Genomic DNA, 8,521 nt, shown 5'->3' with positions numbered 1-8,521 from the left:
TCCTGTCCGGTTCTTTCAGTAGTGTTTATAGTTAAAGGTGTTTTTGGGTCAGAGTAATGGTGCATTGGTAATGGCTCGTTGAGTGATCATAATCACCAATTACTCAAGCTTAACAATACCAATGCTGCCGGAGATGATGTCACAGAGCTTTCTATTCCCAAAATCTCATCCTAATATGGACGTGCATCAGAAGGAGGCTCTATGAAACGGTCACGTTTGAAATTCTCCCGCTACTATCCTTTATTGCGCCAGCAATTGCGGCAGCGTACCAGACGACAAATCCTACTAGCGTCTAGTGTGGGATTGAGCCTACTGCTGATCTCGATCAGCATCTTAGTGTTGATTGATCCCAAGAACCCGCTAGGATTAACCAGTTGGGTAGTGTTGCTCCCCCAGCAAATCATGGGGCGCAGAAATCCCAAGGACACTACAGTACTAAAACTAGCATCTCAATCCCCCGAGGAGCGGGTGGCACAACTCGAAGCGATCGCAATTGGACCAAAATCCCTCAATCGTGGTCGTGCTCGTTACCTATTGGCCGTTGATGCTATAGCTGGGCAGCAGGGAAGGGAGGCACTGCGTTGGTTAGATAAATTAGAGTGGGAATATCCAGTATTAGCAGGACATATTGTGCTCAAACGAGCACAGGCTTACCAATTCACTGGGGACAAAGCTCAAGCCCAACAAGCTTGGCAGGAGTTGCTCCAACGCTATGGTAATCAGCCAGTGGCAGCTGAAGCCTTGTATGCCTTCTTGTCAGATGATTCACCCTACCGCAAACCAGAAAAGGAATCTATTGCTCCGAAATATGCCAGCACCATCTGGAGTTTTGAGCAGCCCTGGTTGGCAAAAATACAGCAGATGTATGACTTTTCTGCGGAAGAGCCAAAATACTGGGAACGAGCACTGAAAAACTATCCTTCTCATCCTCGCATCATTGAATTAATCCAGCAAAAGCTTAAGGATCAGCCCAATCAACCTGAACTGATGCTGTTATTAGCCAGGTATACCTTTGACCAACCAGGGGTTACCCTAGTGCTAGATCAACTAGTTAGTAATTACGGAAAATCTGTCGATGATAAAAATCGTGCTATAATCCAGCCGAAAGATTGGGAAGCGATCGGATTAGCCTATTGGAAAGACCGCAAATATGCTCAAGCCAGTGCTGCTTATGGCAATGCTAAACCATTACCTAAGCATAGCTACTTAGGGGCTAGAGCACTTCAGTATGCTCAAAAGCCCAGAGCAGCTAAACTGGCTTATAAAAAGATGGTCGAGGAATTTCCCGATGCCAAGGAAACTGCCTTGGCTTATCTCCAACTAGCTGAACTAGAACCACCCATTGACAAGATCCCGTATTTAGACCAAGTTATCGATCGCTTTCCCGACCGAGCTGCTGAGGCACTTTTGGCCAAAGCCAAAACTCTAGAGCAACTCAAAAGTCCCAACGCTGCTGAGCAAGCCTATCAATTGTTAATCGACAACTATAGCAATTCTGATGCAGCAGCGGACTATCGCTGGCAGATGGCTCAAGAGGCGGCACAAAACGGAGACATCCTGACAGCTTGGCATAACGTTCAGCCGATCCTTAAGGATAATCCCCACAGTCTGATCGCCCGTCGGGCAGGGTTTTGGTCGGGAAAATGGGCAACTCAGCTAGGACGGAAGCAGGAAGCCGAAGCAGCGTTTAAGCAGGTAATTACCAATCATATTCAATCATACTATGCTTGGCGCTCAGCGGTACAGTTGGGTTGGGATGTGGGAGACTTTACCACACTGCGCCAGTCATCCCTTACGTTAAACTGGCCAACGGTGCGACCCGAGTTACCTGTGGGCTCAGCAGCTTTGAAGGAATTGTATCAGCTTGGTCAAGACCAGGATGCTTGGAGCCTATGGCAAGGGGAATTTCAAACTCGCCTCAAGCCGACTGTGCCACAACAGTTTACTGATGGCTTGTTCAGGCTGGCGATGGGAGAATACCTCAAAGGAATTTCCGAGGTAGAGACTCTCGAAGACCGAGAAACCTCCCAAGAACAGGAGCAGTACCAGAAAATCAGGAAAAAACCGGCTTACTGGCAAGCCCTCTATCCCTTTCCCTATCTAGAGATAATCGAAACCGAGTCAAAACAGCGTAACATTAATCCTCTACTGGTTATATCCTTAATTCGTCAAGAGTCCCGATTTGAGGCAAACATTACATCAGTTGCTGGTGCCATGGGCTTAATGCAAATGTTGCCCAGTACTGCAGCTTGGGTAGGGAAATCCATCAATTTTAACGACTATAAACTCGATAATCCCAACGATAATATTAAACTAGGAACCTGGTTTCTTGCCCATAGCCATCGCGTGTATAAGGATAACTCCGCATTCGCCATTGCTAGTTACAATGCTGGTCAAGGTAATGTAGGGAAATGGCTAAAGGAAAATGAACCCATTGATTTAGATGAATTTGTGGAAACTATACCCTTTAGTGAAACCAGAAACTATGTCAAGCAAGTTTTGGGTAATTACTGGAATTACTTACGCTTATACAATCCTGAGGTTGGTCAGCAGTTAGTAGACTTTTTCGCTCAAGAGTAATCCAGCAAGACTGACCGTAAACATTCAGCCAGACCTTACCCGATCAGCTATCAGGAATTTTATTAAGAATAGACACAAACACCCCCAAAATAGGGAATAAATAAATATAGATTATATCCCTCATTTCTGAGCAACAGGATGGAGCAATCTACTCTCACTTTCCCCCCCCAACTCACCACCTCTGAAGCAATCCCAGTGGTTCAGACCTCCCAACTGCGCAAAGTCTACCGCACTGGCTTCTGGCTCAATCAAAAAATTGAATCCCTGAAAAATTGCTCCCTAACGGTCTATCAGGGATAAACCTTTGGATTACTCGGTCCAAATGGAGCCGGGAAAACTACCCTCTTAAAAACCTTACTAGGAATTGTCCGTCCTACTGGCGGAGAAGGATGGTTACTGGGACATCCCCTTGGTAATGTAAAGGTCAAGCAGCGCATTGGTTACTTACCAGAAAACCCCTACTTCTATGACTATCTCACTGGCTGGGAATTTTTGCACTTTACGGCTGGACTATTTGAAATTCCCCATGAGGTAAAACGTAAACGCATTCCTCGGCTGTTAGAACTAGTAGGATTGTCCCAATCAGCAGCACGCAAGAAACAACTACGTCAGTATTCTAAAGGGATGCTCCAGCGCATCGGTATGGCCCAGGCACTGATTAATAACCCAGAAGTAGTATTTCTCGATGAACCCATGTCCGGTCTTGACCCCATGGGACGCTACCAAATCCGGGAAATTATTATGTCTCTGAAAGCTCAAGGCAAGACTATTTTCTTCAACAGCCATGTGTTGTCAGATGTGGAGAAAATATGCGATCGCATCGCTATTCTCGCTAATGGGGAATTAATTTGTATGGGAGCGTTAGATGAACTTTTGGGTACCGATAACACCTACCGAGTTAAAGGCAAAGGTGGGAATATAGAGATTATCAAACGGTGGTTGATGGAATTGGAATTTGAGGATGATTGCTGGTACGGTCAATTGCGAGGGGAACCCCAAGAGTTTATGGCTTCCCTCCGGCTGATGGATGCCCAATTGATGAATATGACTTTAAATCGTCCTTCTTTGGAAGAGTTTTTTATGAAGCAGTTGAATAATCCGGGTTTGAGGGAGTAGGGAGTCGGGAGTCGGGAGCGGTGCGACCCGTGGCGAATTTAATTCGCCTACGGAAAGCGCACCGAGGGAGTCGGGAGTCGGGATCCAGCAGAATCCCTGAGACGGGCACTCTGATATAATCGTTTAATGTTCGATAATACCTGCAAGTTCCTCGCTGAAAGCTTTTCGGAAGATTTTGCCTCCTGGTTACTTGGTGAACCCATCACCATGACCCAACTCAGTCCATCTGAACTGTCCCTTGAACCCATTCGAGCGGATGCTTTGATTTTGCTGAATTCTGATGATTTTGTCCTTCACGTCGAGTTTCAGACTAAACCTGACTCAACTATGGCCTTCAGAATGGCAGATTACCGCCTAAGAGTTTTCCGCCGTTTTCCCAATAAGCAGATGCGCCAAGTGGTCATTTACTTAACCCGTTCAACTTCTGCACTCGTTTATCAGACAGCGTTTGAGATTCCTGGTACTCGTCACGAATTTGAGGTGATTCGGCTATGGGAACAACCAACTCAGCCGTTTCTGGAATCGACGGGGTTATTGCCCTTGGCTGTGCTGACACAAACCCCCGACGCTGCTCAAACCTTGCGTCAGGTGGCTGCAAGAGTTGAGGCGATTCCAGAAATGAGGATACAGACCAATGTGGCTGCGTCCGCTGGGATTCTAGCAGGGCTATTATTAAAGAGGAACTTCATTAACCAGGTTTTACGCAGAGATATCATGGAGCAGTCTGTAATTTATCAAGACATTAAGGATGAAGGCCGTTACGAAGGGGAACAATCTCTTATACTCCGCCAACTCTTGCGTCGCATTGGCGAAGTGTCCCCAGAAATACGAGCGCAGGTTCAAGCCTTATCCCTCCCTCAGCTTGAAGCTTTGGGGGAAGCGTTGTTGGACTTTACGAAACCTGACGATTTGGATGAATGGATGCGTTCACTATCTGTTGCTGATAGCAAATCGAACTCGTAGGTAATGCTTTCGGTGGGATAAGCCCTAGAGGCATAGCTACGTTTAGCGCACGACTTCTCAACCAAGATTAACGAGAGTGCGATCGCTTTTAGCGGAAGCGAAGCGTGACTCGCGTAGCGTGGCCTACGGCCAATCGCACTTCCCAAGCAACCGTAGTAAATCTGCCTACAAGTGATCGCACTTGTGTGCCAAGAGTTTTTGGAGTGCGATTAGTCTTCGGTGATCGCCAATTTTGGTACATTCTCGCAGAGATTGCGATCGCTCTTGTCAACATTGGGGTTATTCTCAAGATAGTCACGCACCCTATCACAACTCTTGGATAGGAGTTCATCCAATCCTCCAAACTGCCACAACTTTGCAGTACCATTCTGGTCAAGGGTAGCTATTAAGCTACCATCAGCACTTTGACTTATACTGGTTAATTTGTTTTTTTGCTGCCCTTTGAAAGCAGTCAATAATTTTCCTGATATATCCCATACATGGATATAATCGCTGTCCGCAATAGCTGCTAATAAGTTACCCTGAGTATTAAGAACAATACTATTCTTATTGAATCTGGGGTTCTCAGCACCCTTAAACCGAACTAATTCCTTCCCAGAATCCAATTCATTACCAGGCTTCAATTCCTTTAAGACGATAGTGGGTTTATCTACATGTTCGTCATCTAGTAAATCCACCACCAACAGCCTGCCATCCGAGCTAAAAGCGATACGAAGAGGTAATTTGAAGGGCAAGGTTTTCCAGTTTTTTTTGTTCAAATCCAACAGATGGATTATACCATCATCATTTTCTATAACAGCCAGACGCTTGCTATCAGGGCTAAAAATAAGCTGGCTAATTGGTTTTTTGAATTTTCGGGGTGGATACAATTCCTTTCCATTTAGATCTAATAGGCTAATCGTATTATCTTTGTCTACAGCAGCCAATTGCTTACGATCAGGGCTAAAAATGATTTGACTTATGCCTTGAATATCTGCAAATTGCTCCCACTTATTATTATTAGCATTCAAATCTAACAAATGGACACTCCCATCTTCTTTTACAGCAGCTAGTTGCTTGCTATCGGGGCTGATGCTGAGACTTTTAAACTTCCCCTCAATTGGGATTAACTCTTCCACTTGCTTGTTCTCTGTTTCCCACAAGCGAATAGTCTTGTCATCACCTATACTAGCAATTTTTCTGCCATTCGAGCTAGAAATAACCTCACCAATACTACCTTGATGCCCTTTCAGTTCAAATTGTAAAGAATGAGACCCAGATAAATCATGAACACTAATAATACCATTATTCTGTTGACCGATAATCAGACGACTATTGGCATCAAAACTGATGCTTGCAGCTCTGCTTAGGGGTTTAAAACTCTCCCACGATTCATGATCTAAACTAACAACATAGGCAATGCTGTTATCAGTGCCATAGGCGGCTGCCAAGTATGTACCATCAGGGCTAAAAACGAGGTTCCCAAAGAGTTGACTCTCACACGAATAACACCCATAAAAATCTTTAAACTCTGCTAACTGACTGCCAGACACAAAGTCTGACAAGCGGAGGGTATAGTCAGATTCGTTAGCTACAGCTACAACTAGCTGGTTCTTGGAGTTAAAGCTAATACTACTGAAATTGTCTTGATCCTTTTTTAATAGCTTCGGTTCATTTCCCGTTAAGTCCCACAGGTAGATAGTGCTTGTTCGGTCTTTATAGGCTACAAGCTTCTTGCCATCAGGACTGAAAATGATCTCACCGCTCACCTCACCGCTCACTTCGCAATCTTTAGACTGTGAGATAGAAGCTATAAGCTTTGGTGGCTCTTCCTGTTTTTCTTCCAAGTTCCACAGGCGAACAGTACATTGCTTGTCAATGGTTGCTAATAAGCGACCATCCTTATTAATATCAAGATTGACTTCACCTTTATGTCCTGAAAATACTTGGGCTAGTGGTTGTCCCATCAACTCTTGTAAGCGGACAATACCATCATCTCCTGCTGTAGCAATCAGTAACTCACCATCCTTAAAAAACATCTTCTTAAAGTTTTGAGGCACTTCTATGCGGTTACGTTCTTTCGCTAAATAGAATACCTTTTGCAAAGTTCGTAACAATTGATGTTGAAGCTCACTTTCTGGCTCCATTAAAAACGGTAGCTCACTTTCTGGCTTGAATAGGGATAAGTATCCAGGCCAATCTTTAAGAACTTTCCCTGCCCGTAAACTGTTAAGCAACGCATCCAACTCTTGGTTTGGTAAGGTCGATTCTGCAGATTTTATATTAGTTCTGACTTGACCTATCAGTACCTCTCTCTGTCCAATCAAAGAAAAGACCAAACCCGTACCTAACCCTAGCATAACTGCGATCGCAACACCCCAATTCCGACGAGTATTAAAGCTTTTTCGCCCAATACTGCGCCGCACAAACTCAGCTTCTACTTGGTTAAGCCAGTTATCATCGGATAAATATACCTTTTTCAACAAATCAAGACGAGGGTTAGCATTCCAAAGAAACCTTGCCTGTTGCTGGCTTTCCCACTCCTGGGCTGCGGGAGTCAACCGCCGTTGTAGAAGTAAATTTTCCTCATTCTCAAGCTTCCACTCCAGCAACCTTTGCCAACCCCGCACCAAAGCATCATGGGCAGGTTCCACATAGGGATTCCCCTCAGCATCTTCTCCAATAACCAGTAACCGTGCATTGCTAAAGCGCTCAATTACTTCCTTCACTAAACCATTTTTCGGTGGTGGATATTCTAGTTCCGATAACGGTACCCGCCTACGGGCTAACTCACCCCCACCTAGTGCCACCATCCGCAGCATCACATCACGGATTACTTGGTCATAAGCGGGATTTTCTTGAACTAGCAAATGATACTCTTTATCAGCCCTTTGAGTTAGCGATCGCATTACTCCCCCCAATTCCATATAATCGGCTTGAGTCAACGCTCGGTCAATAGTAATACCGCTGTATTGTGCCTGCCGTTGCCGCCTTAAATACTTGAGATACAGTTCACTTAAGGCAAAAGACAGCAGGGGCAATGCTCCGGGCATATCCGCCACTTCATCAATCAATTGTTCTACTAATTCGTGGGGTTGAACATACATTACCCGTGCTTGAGCCGGTTTTTCTATCGCTTCCCTTAGTTCCCCTCGTGTCATCGCCGGTACAATAAATCGTCCACTTTGCCAAAGATTTATCAGTACCTTAGTTCCCAATTGATTTAGTACTTCCGGTGCCAACTTTAAGCCAGCATCCCTGACTTGGGGTTCAAAATCAGAACGTAGGGTTAATACTACCCGTAATTTATCCCGATGGGCATTGATGGCTGTGAGTATCTGTTGGAAAAACTCCTTACGCTCATCTAAGTTTTGACAGAGTGTAATAATTTCTTCGCTTTGGTCAATAAACAGTAATAACTTAGAGTTGGGGTTATTTTTCGCCCAAACATCAATGCTCATTGCCAGGTTATGCTGGGGGTTTTGTGGCTCTACCCCTGGTAACTTAGCATCAGTCAGCACATTATTTAATGCTTCCAAGGGAGTCTCACCAGGACGGATGGTTGGCAAAATACACCATTTCTCGGTATTATCTTGCCGTAGTTTGGGAATTAATCCGGCCTTGACCAAGCTAGATTTACCCGAACCAGAAGCACCCAACACCACTGTCAGGGGATTAGCTTTGACAAAATAGTCTAACTTTTCTATTAGTAATGTTCTACCGAAAAACAGTGAACTATGTTTCTCGTCAAAGGAGTTTAAACCCTGATAGGGATTTTGTGACTCATCCAATGGTGGTGCTGGCGGTAAGTTAAGTTCATGTCCCGGAGAAAGAAAGATATATTCTCCCTTATCGTGCTTATTTAAACACCAAATACCAGGGG

At 44.8% G+C, this 8,521-nt stretch carries 4 protein-coding genes and 1 pseudogene; 3 read left to right on the top strand and 2 right to left on the bottom strand.

Annotated features, from left to right (window positions below; all coding sequences use genetic code 11):
- Positions 1–201: 201 nt before the first annotated feature.
- Positions 202–2,580, top strand: coding sequence for a lytic transglycosylase domain-containing protein (locus F6K20_RS14075; RefSeq protein WP_287295040.1), 2,379 nt, complete (start codon positions 202–204; stop codon positions 2,578–2,580).
- Positions 2,581–2,718: 138 nt separating this feature from the next.
- Positions 2,719–3,696: pseudogene (locus F6K20_RS14070) on the top strand (ABC transporter ATP-binding protein).
- On the opposite strand, the gene F6K20_RS14065 reads toward F6K20_RS14070, so the two are convergent.
- On the bottom strand, positions 3,659–3,805 hold the full coding sequence (locus F6K20_RS14065; RefSeq protein ID WP_287295038.1) for a hypothetical protein: 147 nt from the start codon (positions 3,803–3,805) through the stop codon (positions 3,659–3,661). The pseudogene F6K20_RS14070 and the gene F6K20_RS14065 overlap by 38 nt on opposite strands.
- A gap of 17 nt (positions 3,806–3,822) precedes the next feature.
- Between F6K20_RS14065 and F6K20_RS14060 the strand changes: the two genes are divergently transcribed.
- Positions 3,823–4,659, top strand: a complete 837-nt coding sequence (locus tag F6K20_RS14060) for an Rpn family recombination-promoting nuclease/putative transposase (protein ID WP_008187325.1) — start codon at positions 3,823–3,825, stop codon at positions 4,657–4,659.
- Positions 4,660–4,868: 209 nt separating this feature from the next.
- Here the strand turns inward: F6K20_RS14060 and F6K20_RS14055 are convergent.
- The coding region (locus F6K20_RS14055; RefSeq protein WP_287295036.1) for an nSTAND1 domain-containing NTPase at positions 4,869–8,521 on the bottom strand (3,653 nt) is incomplete at its 5' end.

This window comes from Moorena sp. SIO2C4 (genome assembly GCF_010672485.1).
GTDB lineage: Bacteria > Cyanobacteriota > Cyanobacteriia > Cyanobacteriales > Coleofasciculaceae > Moorena > Moorena producens.
This window is presented reverse-complemented; position numbering and strand designations above follow the sequence as displayed.